General features: G+C 69.0%; 16 protein-coding genes. 7 read left to right on the top strand and 9 right to left on the bottom strand.

The genetic code is table 11. From position 1 onward, the window contains the following. Positions 1 to 25: 25 nt before the first annotated feature. Positions 26 to 757, bottom strand: a complete 732-nt coding sequence (locus ACYQ0J_RS01375) for a 2-phosphosulfolactate phosphatase (RefSeq protein WP_460170402.1) — start codon at positions 755 to 757, stop codon at positions 26 to 28. Positions 758 to 781: 24 nt separating this feature from the next. Next, the gene (locus ACYQ0J_RS01370) at positions 782 to 1,432 is read right to left on the bottom strand and encodes a Crp/Fnr family transcriptional regulator (protein WP_460170401.1); all 651 of its coding nucleotides are present in this window, start codon (positions 1,430 to 1,432) and stop codon (positions 782 to 784) included. A 49-nt stretch (positions 1,433 to 1,481) separates the two neighbouring features. Between ACYQ0J_RS01370 and ACYQ0J_RS01365 the strand changes: the two genes are divergently transcribed. The 4 genes from ACYQ0J_RS01365 (at position 1,482) to ACYQ0J_RS01350 (ending at position 4,640) form a co-directional block, all read left to right on the top strand. Continuing rightward, the gene (locus ACYQ0J_RS01365; protein WP_460170400.1) at positions 1,482 to 2,111 is read left to right on the top strand and encodes an ABC transporter ATP-binding protein; all 630 of its coding nucleotides are present in this window, start codon (positions 1,482 to 1,484) and stop codon (positions 2,109 to 2,111) included. A 20-nt stretch (positions 2,112 to 2,131) separates the two neighbouring features. Then, a complete protein-coding gene (locus ACYQ0J_RS01360) occupies positions 2,132 to 2,839 on the top strand; it encodes a phosphorylase family protein (protein WP_460170399.1) in 708 nt (235 codons plus the stop codon). Between the two features lie 2 nt (positions 2,840 to 2,841). Next, positions 2,842 to 3,663, top strand: a complete 822-nt coding sequence (locus ACYQ0J_RS01355; RefSeq protein WP_460170398.1) for an enoyl-CoA hydratase/isomerase family protein — start codon at positions 2,842 to 2,844, stop codon at positions 3,661 to 3,663. A gap of 101 nt (positions 3,664 to 3,764) precedes the next feature. Beyond that, positions 3,765 to 4,640: an HD domain-containing protein gene (locus tag ACYQ0J_RS01350; RefSeq protein ID WP_460170397.1), complete on the top strand. Its 876-nt coding sequence runs from the start codon at positions 3,765 to 3,767 to the stop codon at positions 4,638 to 4,640. Here the strand turns inward: ACYQ0J_RS01350 and ACYQ0J_RS01345 are convergent. The 3 genes from ACYQ0J_RS01345 to ACYQ0J_RS01335 all read right to left on the bottom strand — a co-directional run bounded on the left by ACYQ0J_RS01345 (position 4,607) and on the right by ACYQ0J_RS01335 (position 8,183). After that, positions 4,607 to 6,277, bottom strand: coding sequence for a long-chain-fatty-acid--CoA ligase (locus ACYQ0J_RS01345; RefSeq protein WP_460170396.1), 1,671 nt, complete (start codon positions 6,275 to 6,277; stop codon positions 4,607 to 4,609). The two genes, ACYQ0J_RS01350 and ACYQ0J_RS01345, sit on opposite strands and share 34 nt — an antisense overlap. 62 nt (positions 6,278 to 6,339) lie before the next feature. After that, positions 6,340 to 7,293 carry an MBL fold metallo-hydrolase gene (locus ACYQ0J_RS01340; RefSeq protein ID WP_460170395.1) on the bottom strand — a complete coding sequence of 318 codons (954 nt, stop codon included), beginning with the start codon at positions 7,291 to 7,293 and terminating at the stop codon, positions 6,340 to 6,342. After that, positions 7,290 to 8,183, bottom strand: coding sequence for a phosphohexomutase domain-containing protein (locus ACYQ0J_RS01335; RefSeq protein WP_460170394.1), 894 nt, complete (start codon positions 8,181 to 8,183; stop codon positions 7,290 to 7,292). The genes ACYQ0J_RS01340 and ACYQ0J_RS01335 overlap by 4 nt, the downstream gene beginning before the upstream one ends. A 34-nt stretch (positions 8,184 to 8,217) precedes the next feature. Here ACYQ0J_RS01335 and ACYQ0J_RS01330 point away from each other — a divergent pair, with 34 nt between their 5' ends. Together ACYQ0J_RS01330 and ACYQ0J_RS01325 are read left to right on the top strand one after the other, a co-directional pair. Then, the gene (locus ACYQ0J_RS01330; protein WP_460170393.1) at positions 8,218 to 10,314 is read left to right on the top strand and encodes an ATP-dependent helicase; all 2,097 of its coding nucleotides are present in this window, start codon (positions 8,218 to 8,220) and stop codon (positions 10,312 to 10,314) included. Between the two features lie 8 nt (positions 10,315 to 10,322). Continuing rightward, positions 10,323 to 11,036, top strand: a complete 714-nt coding sequence (locus tag ACYQ0J_RS01325; protein ID WP_460170392.1) for a hypothetical protein — start codon at positions 10,323 to 10,325, stop codon at positions 11,034 to 11,036. Here ACYQ0J_RS01325 and ACYQ0J_RS01320 read toward each other — a convergent pair. Further along, the gene (locus ACYQ0J_RS01320; RefSeq protein WP_460170391.1) at positions 11,024 to 11,440 is read right to left on the bottom strand and encodes a disulfide bond formation protein B; all 417 of its coding nucleotides are present in this window, start codon (positions 11,438 to 11,440) and stop codon (positions 11,024 to 11,026) included. The genes ACYQ0J_RS01325 and ACYQ0J_RS01320 overlap by 13 nt on opposite strands. A gap of 30 nt (positions 11,441 to 11,470) precedes the next feature. Between ACYQ0J_RS01320 and ACYQ0J_RS01315 the strand changes: the two genes are divergently transcribed. Continuing rightward, positions 11,471 to 11,644 (top strand): DUF5522 domain-containing protein, encoded by a 174-nt coding sequence (locus tag ACYQ0J_RS01315; protein ID WP_460170390.1) that lies wholly within the window; start codon positions 11,471 to 11,473, stop codon positions 11,642 to 11,644. 6 nt (positions 11,645 to 11,650) lie between these two features. Here ACYQ0J_RS01315 and ftsY read toward each other — a convergent pair whose 3' ends face one another. Genes ftsY through gltX form a run of 3 tightly spaced genes read right to left on the bottom strand, consistent with a single transcriptional unit; the run spans position 11,651 to position 14,463 of the window. Then, positions 11,651 to 12,565: a signal recognition particle-docking protein FtsY gene (ftsY, locus tag ACYQ0J_RS01310; protein WP_460170389.1), complete on the bottom strand. Its 915-nt coding sequence runs from the start codon at positions 12,563 to 12,565 to the stop codon at positions 11,651 to 11,653. A gap of 8 nt (positions 12,566 to 12,573) precedes the next feature. After that, positions 12,574 to 13,011, bottom strand: coding sequence for a hypothetical protein (locus ACYQ0J_RS01305; RefSeq protein ID WP_460170388.1), 438 nt, complete (start codon positions 13,009 to 13,011; stop codon positions 12,574 to 12,576). A gap of 36 nt (positions 13,012 to 13,047) precedes the next feature. Next, the gene (gltX, locus tag ACYQ0J_RS01300) at positions 13,048 to 14,463 is read right to left on the bottom strand and encodes a glutamate--tRNA ligase (RefSeq protein ID WP_460170387.1); all 1,416 of its coding nucleotides are present in this window, start codon (positions 14,461 to 14,463) and stop codon (positions 13,048 to 13,050) included. Between the last annotated feature and the right edge of the window lie 4 nt (positions 14,464 to 14,467).

The following is a 14,467-nucleotide window of genomic DNA, read 5'->3' as shown; positions in this document are numbered from 1 at the left end:
CGGCAAGGGCCAGCGCGGGGTGGTCTCAGCCCCCCTGCCCGGGGTGGGTTCGCTTGAAGATGAGGGCCTCCCCCACCCGGCCCGAGAGGAGGGGGACGGCGGCGCTCTTGGCCACCTCTGCGCAGAAGGGGACGTCTTCCTCCAGGCCCACCGCCTTGAGGGCCTGGGCGGCCGCGGAGAGGCTTAGGGCCTCGAGGGGATCCTGGTAGGAGCGCTTCACCGCCAGGGCCACCCGGGCCCCGTCCTCGGGCTCCACCTCCCCCATGAGGCCCAGGTACTCCGCCAAGACCCCCGCGGTGTAGAGGTCGTCCAGCCCCACCCGCCCCTCCTTGCCCGCGCAGAGGATGGCCACCTCTTCCGTGGCCAGCTCCCGGGCCAGCCTGGCGGCGGCGTGGGCGTTGTAGAGGGAGGCCAAGAGGACGTGCTTGGCGGTTCTGGCCGCCGCATGGGCGGCCCTGGTGCCGTTGGTGGTGCTCATGACCACGATCCTTCCCCCCACGGGGGCCTCCAGGGCCTCCCGGGGGGAGTTGCCCAGGTCAAAGCCCGGGGGCTTGAGCCCCCCCACCTCCCCCACCAGGACCACGTCCCCATCCTTGAAGGCCTTGGCGGCCTCGAGGCTCGGCACCAGGTACAAGGCCTCCGCCCCCGCTTCCAAGAGGCAGGTGGCGGTGGTGGTGGCCCGGATCACGTCCACCACCAGGACCACATCCGGGTAAACCAGCTCTTCCGTGGGCAGAACGTCCACCTTCAGGCGCACGGAAAGACCTCCCTTGCAAAGCCCTCAGACCAGACCAAAGGCCACTTCCTCCAGGATTTTCTCGTCCACCACCTCCACCTCCCCTTGGGCCAGGCGCAGGACCTCCTGCTCCCGGAGCTGGTGCAACACCCGGGTCACGGTCTCCCGGCTGGCCCCGGCCAGGGCCGCCAGGTCCTGGTGGCGCAGGCGCAACCGGGGGCCGTGCCCTTGGCGCAGGAGCTTCAGGAGGGCGTAGGCCACCCGGCTTTGCGCCTCCTCAAAGGCCAGGAGGTCCAGCTCCAGGTCGGCCTCCCGCAGGCGGTGGGCCAGGATGCGGGCCAGGTTGTGGGCGAAGAGGGGCAGGCGGCGGATAAGCCCCAGGTAGGCCTCCCGGTAAAGGGCCAGGAGGAGGGTGTCCTCCTCGGCCACGGCGCTGGCGCTCCGCTCCGAGCCGTCCAGGAGGCTCATCTCCCCGAAGACTCCTCCCGGGCCCACGAAGCCCAAGGTTTTCTCCTGGCCTCCCAGGTGGGTGCGGTAAAGCCGTACCCGGCCCCGCTCCACCAGGTAGAGGCTTTGGCCCAGATCCCCCTGGGCGAAGATCCGCTTGCCCTTGGGGTAGGCGAGGGGCTGGAAGTAGGAGCGCGCCAACCCGGCTTCCTCGGGGCTCAGGTCCTGGAAGAGGGGGCTATGGCCCATCGGGCCTCACTCTAACCGAAGCTTCATCTATTGCCTAGAGGATGGGGGGGTGGGTCCGGTGCTGGAGGCGCGGGGTTTGGGGTTTGCTTATGGGAATGGCCCCCTCTTCCGCGGGCTTTCCTTCGCCCTCCACCCCGGGGAGGCCCTGGCGGTCCTGGGACCTTCGGGGAGCGGCAAGACCACCCTCCTCCACCTCCTGGCGGGGCTCCTTCCCCTGCAGGAGGGGGAGGTCTACTGGGAGGGGGAGCCCATCCGGGGGCTTCCCGAGGGGCGCCTGGCCGGGAAAAGGCTCCGCTTCCTGGGCCTGGTCTTCCAGCACCACTTTCTCTTCCCCGAGCTCACCGCCCTGGAGAACGTCCTGGCCCCCGGGTTCCTGGCGGGGCGGGTGGACCGGGAGCATGGGCGCTGGCTTCTTGCCCGGCTCGGCCTTGCGGCGCGGGCGGACTACCTTCCTCAGCGGCTCTCCGGGGGGGAGAGGCAGCGGGTGGCGGTGGCCAGGGCCCTCTACCTCCGGCCCAGGTTGCTCCTGGCCGACGAGCCCACGGCCAGCCTGGACCGCCGTCAGGCCCGGGAGGTGCTTGGGCTCCTGAGGGAGCTCGCCCTGGAGGTGGGGGCCGCCCTCCTCCTTTCCACCCACGACGAGGCCCTGGTGGAGGGCTTTCCGGTCCTGCGCCTGTAGGCGGGGTAAGATGGGGCGGTATGAGTCCCATCCACGTGCGGGGCAAGCGGGGCGACGTGGCGGAGCGGGTGCTCCTGCCCGGCGACCCGGGCCGGGCGGAATGGATCGCCAAGACCTTCCTGCAGGACGCCGTCCTCTACACCGCCCACCGCGGGCTTTTGGGCTTTACGGGGCGGTACCGGGGGGTGCCGGTCTCCGTGCAGACCACGGGGATGGGGGCGCCCTCGGCCAGCATCGTGGCCGAGGAGCTCCTGCAGCTTGGGGCCCGGGTGCTCCTTCGGGTGGGCACCTGTGGGGCGGTGGATGCCGCCTTGGCCCCAGGGGATCTGGTGGTGGTCCAGGGTGCCGTGCCCCTGGACGGGGCCACGCGGCAGTACCTGGAGGGCCGCCCTTACGCCCCGGTGCCCGACGCCGAGGTCTTCCGGGCCCTGTGGGGGCAGGCGGTGGCCAAGGGCTACCCCCACCACGTGGGCCTGGTGGCCACGGAGGACGCCTTTTACGCCACCACCCCGGAGGCGGCCCGGGCCTGGAGTCGCTACGGGGTGCTGGCCTTTGAGATGGAGGCCAGCGCCCTGTTCCTCCTGGGCAAGATGCGGGGGGTGCGGACGGGAACCATCCTCACCGTCTCCAACCGCATCGGCGATCCCCAGCTGGCCCCCCCGGAGGTGTTGCAAGAAGGCGTCCGGCGTATGGTGGAGGTGGCCCTCGAGGCCCTTTTGGAGGTGTAGCCATGGCCCACGAGCACGAACACGAGCACGAGTTCATCCTGGAGATCCCGGAGTTTGAACACCTCGCCTACGAGGTGGATGAGGGCATCGCCCTCGTGACCCTGAGGCGGCCCGAGGCCCTGAACGCCCTTTCCCAGGACCTCCTCCGGGAACTGGCCGAGGTGGCCGAGGTGATCCACCAAGACCCCGAGGCCCGGGCCGTCATCTTCACCGGGGAGGGGAAGGCCTTCGCCGCCGGGGCGGACCTGAAGGAGATCGCCGCCCTCAAGGATCCCTTCATGGCGCGGGAGTACGCCCTCTTGGGTCAGCAGGTCTTTGCCGAGATCGCCGCCCTACCCGTCCCCACCATCGCCGCCATCAACGGCTATGCCCTAGGGGGCGGCCTGGAGCTCGCCCTGGCCTGCGACCTCCGGGTGGCCGCCAAGGGCGCCAAGCTGGGCCTGCCCGAGGTGGGCCTGGGCCTCATCCCCGGGTTCGGCGGCACCCAGCGGCTCCCCCGTCTCATCGGGCGGGGGCGGGCCTTGGACCTTATCTTCACCGGGCGGCACGTGGACGCGGAAGAGGCCCTCCTTTTGGGGCTCGTGAACCGGGTGGGGGAGGACGCCCTGGAAGAGGCCAAGAAGCTGGCGCAGAAGATCCTGAAGAACGCCCCCATCGCCTTGGCCTTGGCCAAGGAGAGCGTGGTGCGGGGGGAGGGGCTGGACCTGGCGGAGGCCCTGGAGATTGAGGCGGACCTCTTCGGCTACGCCTCAGCCACCCAGGACATGAAGGAAGGGGTCCAGGCCTTTTTGGAAAAGCGGGCGCCCAACTTCCGGGGCGAGTGATCCCACCCCGGCAAAAGGCCCCGGTGGGGGTCTTTAGGGGCTTCCTTTTGCGGAACCCCCGCTTTCTTGGCCGCGGGGATGGTGTAAGGTAGGAGGTGCCCATGACGGGAGACCGCGTGGTCCACGTGGCCAGCCCCAAGGCCAAACTCTACGCGGAGGCCGACCAGGCCATCCGTGAGCGCCTAAAGCCCTTTCCCAGGGCCCTGAGGGCCTACGAGCTCCTCATCCAAGACCCCGAGGCCCGCTCCGGGTGGAACATGGCCAACTACCTCACCATGCGCAAGCTGGGCTACAACGACCACGGCCGGGTTCACGCCCTCCTCACCGGGGCGGCCAGCGTGGCCATCCTGCAGCTCCTGGCCGAAGCCGGGGTGCGGCTGGACACGGTGGAATCGGGGGCCGGGGACCTGGAGGACGCCTACGTGGTGGTCCTCCTCGCCACCATGCTCCACGACCTGGGGAACCAGGTCCACCGGGAGCACCACGAGGCCTTCGGCGTCACCTTGGCCCTCCCCATCCTGAACCGCATCCTGGAGAAGATCTACCCGGATCCCGAGCAGCGCACCGCCCTAAGGGCCCTGATCCTCCACGGCATCTACAGCCATGACCTCTCCCCTGAGCCCCTCACCCTCGAGGCGGGCGTCACCGCCGTGGCCGATGGCACCGACATCACCAAGGGCCGGGGGCGGAAGGCCTTCGCCCTGGGGAGCATTGATATCCACTCCATCAGCGCCCTGGCGGTGGACGAGGTGCGCATCCTCAAAGGGGAAAGGACGCCCGTGGAGATCCAGGTGACCATGAACAACTCCGCGGGGATCTTCCAGGTGGAGGAGACCCTCACCAAGAAGGTCCTCAAAAGCCCCTTGCGCCCCTACGTGACCGTGGTGGCCATGACCGAGCCCGACGGCGGCCAGGACCAGCGCATCGTCCACCGGGTTCGGCTTCACGAGACGGAGGACCGCTTCGTCCTGGACTGAGACCACGCCGCCTCCCTGAGCTCCCGCTTGAGGATCTTGCCCACGCTAGACTTGGGGAGGCTGTCGCGGAACTCTAGGATGCGGGGGACCTTGTAGGCGGCGAGGTTTTGGCGGCAGAAGGCTTCGATGTCCTTTTCCGTGACCTTGCCCCGGTAGTCGGGTTTGAGGACGAGGAAGGCGGCCACGGTCTCCCCGCGGTAGGGGTCTGGGAGGCCCAGCACGGCGGCTTCTTGGACGGCGGGGTGCTGGTAGAGGACTTCTTCCACTTCCCTGGGGTAGATGTTGTAGCCGCCGGCGATGATCATGTCTTTTTTGCGGTCCACGATGTAGAAGTAGCCGTCCTGGTCCATTTTGGCCATGTCGCCGGTGTGGAGCCAGCCGTTTTTGAGGGTTTTTTGGGTTTCTTCGGGGCGGTTCCAGTAGCCTTTCATGACGTTAGGGCCTTGGACGAGGAGTTCGCCCACCTCGCCCGGGGGCACCTCCTTCCCCTCCTCGTCCACCACCTTGGCCTCCACCCCGGGGAAGGGAAGGCCCACGCTTCCCGGGCGCCTTTCCCCGTAGAGGGGGTTGCAGTGGGTGACGGGGCTTGCTTCCGTGAGGCCGTACCCTTCCACCAGCTTGGCCCCCGTGAGCCTCTGGAAGCGCTCGGCCACCTCCAGGGGCAAGGGGGCGGAGCCGGAGATGCAGGCCCGCACGCTCTTCAGGTTCCGCCTTTCTATGCCGGGGAAGTGGTTGAAGGCCACGTAGAGGGTGGGGACCCCGGGGAAGAGGGTGACCCGGTGTTTCTCTATGGCCTCCACGATGGCCTTGATCTCCGGCCTTGGCAGGAGGATGAGCTTGGCCGCCCCCAGGAGGGCCAGGTTCATGGCCACGGTCATCCCGTACACGTGGAAGAAGGGGATGGCTCCCAGGACCACCTCCTCCCCCTCGCGGAAGTCGGGAATCCAGGCGCGGACCTGCAGGGCGTTGGTGGAGAGGTTTCGGTGGGTGAGCATGGCGCCCTTGGCCACGCCGGTGGTCCCTCCGGTGTACTGCAGGAGGGCCAGGTCGTCCAGGTCCACGGCCACGGGCTCGGGGGGCCCTTTCTTGAGGAAGCCCCGCCAGGGGATGCCTTCCCGCAGCCTGGGCCACGCGCCCTTGCGCTTCAGCAGGAAGGGGTAGAGGAGGTTCTTGGGGAAGGGGAGGTAGTCCTGAATGCCCGTGTGCACCAGGACCTCCACGGGAGCCTCCTCCTTGATCTCCTGGTAGCGGGGGAGGAGCTGGTCCAGGATCACCAAGACCCGGGCGCCCGCATCCTTAAGCTGGTGGCGGAGCTCCCTCGGGGTGTACATGGGGTTCACGTTCACCCCCACCCCCCCGGCCAGGAGGGTGCCGAAGAAGGCGATGACGAACTGGGGGGAGTTGGGGAGCATGAGGGCCACCCGGTCTCCGGGCCTTACCCCCATGGCCTGCAGGCCCCGGGCGAAGGCCTGCACCTCCTGCCAGAGTTGCCGATAGGTGAGACTTCGCCCCAGGAACTCCAAGGCCACCTTTTGGGGGAAGCGTTGGGCGTTGGCCTCGAGGGCTTGGGGCAGAAGCCAGGGCCTGGGGGCCTCCTTGGGGACCCCGGGGTCGTAGTGGGCGTACCAGGGGCTCATGGCACCTCCTTGAACCGGGTCAAAGTTTATACCCCCTGGGGGGGACCCCGCAAGGGGGTGGCTCAGGTGCGGAAGTAGCGGAAGGGAGGACCTTCTCGGGCCAAGAGGCCCTGGTGGCGCAGGTACTCCAGGTGGGCCAGGGTCTCGGCGAAGGCAAAGCGGCGGCCCGCGGGGTCCAGTTCCTGGGGAAAAAGCCTGAGGGAGAGGGACCAGGCGCTTTGGGGGTGGGTGAGAAGGCCGAGGAGGGCCTCCAGGCGCTCCTGGTGGTGAAGCTTGAGCTCCTCCGCCCGCCTCTTCACCTGGGGGATGGGGCCGAAGTGGCCCGCGTGGGCTTCCCTTAGGGGAAGCTCCGAGATCCGGTCCAAGGAGCCCAGGAAGTCCTCCAGGGGGTTTTCCCGGGTGTAGGCCCACAGGCCCACGTTGGGGGAGACCCGCTCCAGGAGGGCATCCCCCGCAAGCAGGATCCCTTCGTCCTCCAAGAGAAAGGCCACGTGCCCGTCCGCGTGGCCCGGGGTCCAGATGGCCCTCAGGCGCCTTCCCGCCACCTCCAGCACCTCCCCGTCCCTCAGGGGGATGGGGCTTTGCGGTGGGTGGACCCGCTCCCGGGTCTTGGCCATGGTCTCCCGGATGTCCCGGAGGGCACTCTCCGGGGTGCCGTGGTCCCGGAAGAGCTGCCAGCTGGCCTCGGCGAAGGCCTCCGGGTGAAGCCAGAAGCGGTGGCCTCGGGGAAACTCCTCCTCGTGGAGGTAGACCCGGGCTCCAAGCCCCTCAAAGAAGCCGGCGAGGCCGTAGTGGTCCGGGTGGTGGTGGGTGAGGAGGACCACGTGCACGTCCTGGAAGCACAGGCCGAGCTCCGCCAGGTAAAGCTCCAGGCTACCCCGGGCGGTCTTGGTGCCCAGGGCGGTGTCCACCAGGGCCACCTCGCCTTCCCCCTTCAGGAGGTAGAGGTTGACCGCCTTCAGGGGATAGGGGATGGGGACCGGAAGCCGGTATAGCCCGGGGAGGAGTTCCCTCATAGGAGCACCCGCAGGAGGAGGAGGGCCGCCAGGAAGGGGTCCTTCTCCGATAGGTGCCAGGGGAAGCGGAAGCCCCCTTCCCCGTCCGCCTCCACCTCCCGGCCTGCCAGGGCTTCCTCCAGGTGGGCCAAGGCCCCTTCCGGGGGGAGCATCTCCCCCCCGGGGAGGACCACGGCCAGGCGGTCCGCGTCCCCGTCCAGGGCCAGGCCCAGGGCCGGGGGCTCCTGGGCCTTCATCAGGACCCGGAGGGTGTTCAGGTTCTCGGGCCTGGGGTCTGGGTCCACCCCGTAGAAGAGGGGGTGGGGAAGGGGGTGGATCTCCCGGAGTTCCGCCTCGAGGCCCAGGCGCTTAAACGCCAAGGGCATCACCCCTCCCCCCGCGCCCCCCATGGTGTCCAGGTAGACCACGCCCCGCTTGCCCTTGGCGCCCTCCCCGGCGCTTTCCGCCAGACGTTCCAGGTAGGCCTTCCTCAGGTCCAGGGCCCCGAACGCCCCCGGGCGGGGAAGGGCCTCGGGCAGGGAGAGGCCCTGCGGGGAGAGGGGCCTTCCCGGCCCCAGGCGGAGCCGCACCCCTTGGTAGCGGGCGGGCTTACGGCTGGCGGTGAGGTAGAACCCCGCGGCCTCCACCTGCTCCAGGGCGAAGGCGAAGAGGGGGAAGGGGGCGGGTCCTTTTAGGAGGTGGACCTCCAGGCCGAGCCCCGCCAGCACTCCCGCCGCCTCCTCCGCCATCTCCTTGGCCAGGAAGCGGGCGTCGTGGGCCACCACCACCCGGCCTAGCCCCTCGGCGCGCGCCCGCTCGCCCAGGCCCGCGGCCAGACGGGCCACCGTGGCGAAGGTGAAGCCCCTGGCGATCTCTCCCAGGAAACCGTCCTGCGTGGGGTAGAGCTCCATGCCCTCAAGTCTACCCCGTGGTACACTCTCCCCCGTGGACGACAGGCTCCTCCATTCCCTGAACGAGGCCCAGCGCCAGGCGGTCTTGCACTACGAGGGTCCGGCCTTGGTGGTGGCGGGGGCGGGAAGCGGCAAGACCCGCACCGTGGTCCACCGGGTGGCCTACCTCATCGCCCGGCGGGGGGTGTACCCCTCGGAGATCCTGGCGGTCACCTTCACCAACAAGGCCGCCGAGGAGATGCGCACACGGCTGAAGGGGATGGTGAAGGGGGCGGGGGAGCTTTGGGTTTCCACCTTCCACTCGGCCGCCCTGCGCATCCTCAGGGTCTACGGGGAGCGAGTGGGCTTAAAGCCCGGCTTCGTGGTCTACGATGAGGACGACCAGACGGCCCTCCTCAAGGAGGTCCTGAAGGAACTGGGGCTTGCCGCCAAGCCCGGGCCCATCAAGGCCCTCCTGGACCGGGCCAAGAACCGGGGGGAGCCTCCGGAAAACCTCATTGCCGAGCTTCCCGAATACTACGCGGGGCTAAGCCGGGGGCGGCTTTTGGACGTGGTGAAGCGCTACGAGGAGGCCCTCCGGGCCCAGGGGGCCTTGGACTTCGGGGACATCCTCCTCCTGGCCCTGAGGCTTTTGGAAGGGGATGGGGAGGTGCTAAAGAGGGTGCGCCAGCGGGCCCGCTTCATCCACGTGGACGAGTACCAGGACACGAACCCGGTGCAGTACCGCTTCACTCGGCTCCTCGCGGGGAGCGAGGCCAACCTCATGGCGGTGGGGGATCCGGACCAGGGCATCTACTCCTTCCGGGCCGCGGATATCCGCAACATCCTGGACTTTACCCGGGACTTCCCCGGGGCCAAGGTGTACCGCCTCGAGGAGAACTACCGCTCCACCGAGGCCATTTTGCGCTTTGCCAACGCCATTATCGTGAAAAACGCCTTGCGCCTGGAAAAGACCCTGCGCCCGGTGAAGCCCGGGGGGGAGCCTGTCCGGCTCTACCGGGCCAGGGACGCCCGGGACGAAGCCCGCTTCGTGGCGGAGGAGGTGCTCCGCCTGGGCCCCCCCTACGACCGGGTGGCCGTCCTCTACCGCACCAACGCGCAAAGCCGCCTCCTGGAGCAGGCCCTGGCCTCCCGGGGCGTGGGGGTGCGGGTGGTGGGGGGCGTGGGCTTCTTTGAGCGGGCGGAGGTCAAGGACCTGTTGGCCTACGCCCGCCTCGCCTTAAACCCCCTGGACGCGGTAAGCCTCAAGCGGGTGCTGAACACCCCTCCCCGGGGCATCGGCCCGGCCACGGTGGAGAAGCTCCTCCGCCTGGCCCAGGAGCGGGGGCTTCCCCTCTATGAGGCCTTGAAGGTGGGGGCCCAGGCCCTCTCCCGGCCCGAGCCCGTGCGCCACTTCCTGGCCCTCATGGAGGAGCTTCAGGATCTGGCCTTTGGCCCTGCGGAGGCCTTTTTCCGCCACCTCCTCGAGGCCACCGACTACCCCGCCTACCTGAAGGAGGCCTACCCCGAGGACCACGAGGACCGCCTGGAGAACGTGGAGGAGCTCCTCCGGGCGGCCAGGGAGGCAGAGGGCCTCATGGACTTCCTGGACAAGGTGGCCCTCACCGCCCGGGCGGAGGAGCCCGCCGAGTCCGGGGGCAAGGTGGCCCTCATGACCCTGCACAACGCCAAGGGCCTGGAGTTTCCCGTGGTCTTCCTGGTGGGGGTGGAGGAGGGGCTTCTGCCCCACCGCTCCGCCCTGAGCACCCTGGAGGGCCTCGAGGAGGAGCGCCGCCTCTTCTACGTGGGCGTGACCCGGGCCCAGGAAAGGCTCTACCTCTCCCACGCGGAGGAGCGGGAGATCTACGGCCGCCCGGAGCCCGCCCGGCCCAGCCGCTTTCTGGAGGAGGTGGGGGAGGGGCTTTACCTGGAGTACGATCCCTACCGGGAAGGCCTCCCGGCCGCGGCGAGGCCGGTTCCCCCGGCCCACCGGCCCAGGCCCGGGGCCTTCCGGGGAGGGGAGAAGGTGGTCCACCCCCGCTTCGGCCAGGGCACGGTGGTGGCGGCGCAAGGGGACGAGGTCACCGTGCACTTTGAGGGGGTGGGGCTAAAGCGCCTTTCCCTGAAGTACGCGGACCTCCGCCCGGCATGAGGTGAGGGATGCGCCCCCAGTACCCCAAGGCCCGCCCCCTGGTCTTCCTCTACCGGAAGCCCACGCCCCTCTTTGACCGCCTGGCGGCGGAGGTGGCCGCGGCCCGGCTTCCCCTCTTCCCCTACCCCGTGGAGGTGGAGGACCCCTGGAAGGCCCTTCCCTGCCTGGCCCCCTTGGGCCTGGCGGGGGCGGTGCTGGGGGAGGCGTGGCCGTCTGCGGAAGGGGTCCGGCTGGAGCCCGAGGCCCGGGCGGCGGGCCTGGTGGACCTCGTGGTGCCGGGCGCAGGGGGCCCCGTGGGGCAGTACACCGAGGGGGTGGCCCTGGAGCGCTTCCTCTCCCTTTCCTTTCCCGGGGCTAGGGGGCTCTGGCTAGGCCCCTTGCGCCCGTCTCTGGCCCCCTTTCTCAGGCCCCTGGGGCAGGTTTCCGTGGCGGCGGGAAGCTTTGCCGAGGGGGATGGCTTCCTCGCCCGGCTTCCCGAAAGGGCCCGGGGACACGTGGCCCTGAGGCGGGAGGAGGTGGCCTCCTTGGCCCTAAAGGCGGACCTTCTCCTCTACGCCGGGGGCGGGTTTCCCCTGGATATTTTACAACCATTTCACGCCCTGCTGGCCCTCGCGCCCGTGGACCGGGGGGTTTGGGAACGGGTGCATGCCGTCTACCCCCCGGAGGAGCTTTTGGCCTTCCAGGCGCGCGTGGCCCTCGAGGGGCTCGGCTACCCCCTTTGAAAGCGCCGGGCCTCCCCGGCCAGGAGGGCCATGCTGAGGGCGATGAGGGCAAAGGCGATGAGGGCCTGTAGGGGGATGGGGAACGCTGGGATGTACTCCACGGAGCAGGGGACCGGGGGTTTGCAGGCCAGGGTGAAGAGGTCGGGGAACCGTTGCTCCATGAGGTGCAGGGTGCTGAGGCTTCCCCCCATCAGGGAAAGGGCAAGGCTATAGGGCCAGACGCCTAGGTCCTGCCGCCACAGGGCCAGGCCCAGGAGGACCGCCTGGGGGTACATGAAGATGCGTTGGTACCAGCAGAGCTCGCAGGGCAGGAAGAGCCTGACCTCGGAGTAGTAGAGGCTTCCCAGGGTGGCCACCAGGGCCACCACCCAGGCGAAGCCGAGGAGAAAGGGACCGCGCCTCATGGACCCAAGCATACCCCTAGACTGGGGCTTGTGAAGGCCGAGGAGCTCAAGGAGGGGGAGGACTTTTACTGGGAGGATGGCCGGGTGGTCTTCACCGAGGCCTACCACCGGAAGCGGGGCTACTGCTGCGGCTCGGGGTGCCGCCACTGCCCGTGGCGGCAAAAAGAGAGGCCCCCGGAGGAGAGGGAGCCTTCGGCGTCCTGATAGGGGTCAGGCCTCCAGCAAGGCCTCCACAAAGGCCTCGGGGTCAAAGGGCTGCAGGTCCTCAGGGCCTTCCCCCACCCCGATGAACTTGATGGGCACCTTAAGGGTGCGCACGATGGGCACCAGCACCCCGCCCTTGGCGGTGCCGTCCAGCTTGGTGACGATCACCCCGGTGAGGCCCACGGCCTCGTGGAAGCGTTTGGCCTGCTCCAGGCCGTTCTGCCCCGTGACCGCATCCAACACCAGCCAGACCTCCCCCGGTTCCCCGGGGTCGGCCTTGGCGATGGCCCGCTTCACCTTCTTCAGCTCCTCCATCAGGTTGTGCTTGGTGTGGAGGCGGCCCGCGGTGTCCACGAAGAGGAGGTCCAGGCCCCGGGATTTTCGGGCCTGGGCGGCGTCAAAGGCGAGGGCGGCGGGGTCGGCCCCTTCCGGCCCCTGGAGGACGGGAATGCCTAGGCGCTTGCCCCACTCCGCGAGCTGGGCTCCCCCTGCGGCCCGGAAGGTGTCCCCGGCGCAGAACATCACCTTCTTGCCCAGGTTCTGGTAGTAGCGGCCCAGTTTGGCGATGGTGGTGGTCTTGCCCACCCCGTTCACCCCCACCACCATCACCACGTGGCCCTGGGGTTCCACGGGCCTGGGGTTTTGCGGGCGGAAGCCGAGCTTCCTCAGCGTGGCCTTCCGCTCGTCCGGCTCCAGCATCTGGACGAGCTTTTCCTTCACCGCTTCCTTCAGGTCCTTGCGCCCGGAGGCCCGCACCTCATGGAGGAGTTCCTCGGTGGCGGAAAGGCCCACGTCCGCGGCGAGGAGGGCCACCTCCAGCTCCTCCAGCACCTCCTCGGGGTCGCTCCCCCAGGGGATGGCCCTGAGGAGCCTCTCCCGCGTCTTGGCGAGGCCCGCTTTAAGGCGATCGAAGAAGCCCATCTTTAGGGTTAGCGGAAGTTTACCCCCAGGGCGAACCGCCAGACCTTGGGGAAGGCGGCGAAGCCGTACACGTAGGTGCCCTCGGCGAAGAGCCCGGTGGAGGGGTCCAGGTGGCCTTCCAGGCCCAGGGTGAAGCCGACCCCCGCGGTGAGGCTTGGCCCCACCACCGCCCCCAACCCCCCGCCGAAGTAGGGCAAGAGGCCCCCCAGGGCGGGATCGTACTGGCCCAGGTCGGGCTTGAAGAGGAGAAGGGCCTCGAGGGCCACCCCGGGGGCCGCGGGGGCCAGCTCCGCGGTGAGGCGGCCCACCAGGTTTCGCCTTAGCTGGTTCTCCAGGCCGGCGCCGAAGGTGAGGCCCAGCCCTTCCCCGTAGCCGAAGCGCATGCCGATGGCGCTTTGGGCGCTGGCTAAGCCGAGGAGGGTGAGGAGGGCAAGCCACCGCTTCACGCCCCCCAGTATACCCCCTCTTGCGCCAAGGGCCGTCTAAGGGTTTTCGCCTAGGGCCCGCGCCAGCCGGGAGATCACCCGTTCCTTCCCCAGGAGGGCCATGATCTCAAAAAGCCCCGGCGTTTCCAGGCTCCCCGTGAGGGCGGCCCGGAGGGGCTGGGCCAAGTGGCCGAGCTTCAAGCCCTTCTCCTGGGCCAGGCCCCGGAGGAGGGCCTCGAGGGCCGCCTCGCTCCAGTCCTCCTGGGCCTTTAGGTGGGGGAGGACCTGGCGCAGAAGGGGAAGCCCTTCCCGCAGCTTCTCCTGGGCCCTTTCCGACATGGGGTAGGCCTCGCTGAAGAGGTAGGGGGCCTTCTCGGGAAGCTCCTTCAGGGTGTCAAACCGGGGCCGCATGAGGGCCACCGCCCGCTTGAGGTAGGCTTCGCTCTCCCAGGAAAACCCCGCCGCCTGCAAGAAGGGCTTGACCCTTTCCGCCACCTCCTCCAGGGGGAGCACCTCGCGGATGTACTTGCCGTTCATCCAGCGGAGTTTCTCCAGGTCAAAGACCGGGCCCCCCAAGGAGACCCGTTCCCAGGTAAAGGCCTCTATGAGCTCCTCCAGGGTGAAGATCTCCCGGCCGTCGGGCATGGAGAAGCCCATGAGGGCCAGGTAGTTTCTAAGGGCCTCCGGTAAAAACCCCTCGGCCCGGTACCACTCCAAGGAAGTGTGGCTCTTGCGCTTGCTGATCTTGGTCTTGTCGGGGTTGCGCAGGAGGGGCATGTGATAGAACTTGGGCACTTCCCAGCCGAAGGCCCGGTAGAGGAGGACGTGGATGGGGGTGGAGACCAGCCACTCCTCGGCCCGGATCACGTCGGTAACCTCCATCAGGTGGTCGTCCACCACGTTGGCCAGGTGGTAGGTGGGGTAGCCGTCGGACTTCAGGAGGACCACGTCGGGGATCTCGGCGTTGTCGTAGACCACCACCCCCCGTAGCTCGTCCTTCACCTCCGTGGTGCCCGGGCGGGGGACCTTGAGGCGGATCACGTGGGGCTCCCCCCGCTTGGCCCGCTCTTCCGCCTCCTCAGGGGGGATGTTCCGGGCCCTTCCGTCGTAGCCGCCCTTCTCCTTCCGGATCCTCTCCAGCTCCTCCGGGGTCTCAAAGGCCCGGTAAGCCCATCCCCGCCGGAGAAGCTCCTCCGCGTGCTTTTGGTAGAGGGGAAGCCTTTCCGACTGCCGGTAGGGGCCGTGGGGGCCCCCCTTGTCCGGCCCCTCGTCGTAGGGGATGCCGAGCCACCCCAGGGCGGCCAGGATCCTTTCCTCCGCCCCGGGCACGTAGCGGGCCCGGTCCGTGTCCTCAATGCGCACGATGAAGCGGCCCCCGTTTTTCCTGGCCCACACGTAGTTGAAGAGGGCGATGTAGGCCGTGCCCACGTGGGGGTCCCCCGTGGGGCTTGGGGCGATGCGGGTCACCACCATACCG

Source organism: Thermus sp. FJN-A (genome assembly GCF_054655095.1).
This window is presented reverse-complemented; position numbering and strand designations above follow the sequence as displayed.